1 protein-coding gene and 1 pseudogene are annotated in these 955 nt (G+C 55.3%); both read left to right on the plus strand.

Translation table 11 applies throughout. The features are described 5' to 3' along the window. On the plus strand, nt 1-415 hold a 415-nt coding region (locus QVO51_RS08970; RefSeq protein WP_288168053.1), incomplete at its 5' end, for a class II fructose-bisphosphate aldolase. A 353-nt stretch (nt 416-768) separates the two neighbouring features. Continuing rightward, nucleotides 769-955 (plus strand): annotated as a pseudogene (locus QVO51_RS08975) (TIGR01212 family radical SAM protein); the annotation flags it as partial.

Here is a 955-nt window from a genome sequence, read left to right on the forward strand (position 1 = left end):
TGAGTGCGCAGATCCGGATGAGTGCAAGGCAATCGCTGACCTGGGCGTTACCATGCTGGCTGCCGGCATCGGCAATATCCACGGCAAGTACCCTGCAAACTGGCCTGGTCTGAGCTTTGAGACCCTGGCTGCTGTAAAGGAAAAGGTTGGCGACATGCCTCTGGTACTCCACGGCGGCACCGGCATTCCGGCTGACATGATCAAGAAGGCAATCTCCCTGGGCGTTGCAAAGATCAACGTAAACACCGAGTGCCAGCTGGCATTCCAGGCTGCAACCAGAGAGTACATCGAAGCTGGCAAGGATCTGCAGGGCAAGGGCTTTGACCCGAGAAAGCTGCTGGCTCCCGGCTTTGAAGCAATCAAGGTAACCGTAAAGGAAAAGATGGAGCTGTTCGGTTCCATTGGCAAGGCTTAATCCGGTTTTGCATCCAAAGCGCCGCAGTGGAATGCTGCGGCGCTTTTTCATGTCCTGCATCGCCGGGATTTTCATCCTGCTTTTATGGGGCTTTCGCACAGCTTTCACAAACTGCCGGTATACTAAGAGCATGAAATCAAGGCAAAGCGGTTTCCGCAATCTGTGCCGTGCAAAGCCGCCAGGCGAGTTTTACACGGTATGCCGAAGTGCTCTACTTCTTTCTAACCTTCACTGTTCCGGAGCGGATACGCCGGTACGGAACAGACTAACAACCCCATTGCATATGCAATGTTCCAGCCGTCCGCAGTCCACCCTCTCTGCGGACGGCATTTTGATGTACAAAGGAGCAAGCCATGAACCCCTTCCCCTATTCTGACGACAATAAGCGCTACCACACCCTTGCCTATCACAACCGGCACACCTACGGCAAACGCATCTGGAAAGCTGTGCTGGACGGGGGCTTTTCCTGCCCGAATCTGGACGGCACCTGCGGCACAGGTGGCTGCGTATTCTGCGACGGCGGCAGCGGCTATTTCACCC

The organism is Ruminococcus sp. CAG:379, assembly GCF_000434255.1.
GTDB classification, from domain to species: Bacteria; Bacillota; Clostridia; order Oscillospirales; family Ruminococcaceae; genus Ruminococcus_F; species Ruminococcus_F champanellensis.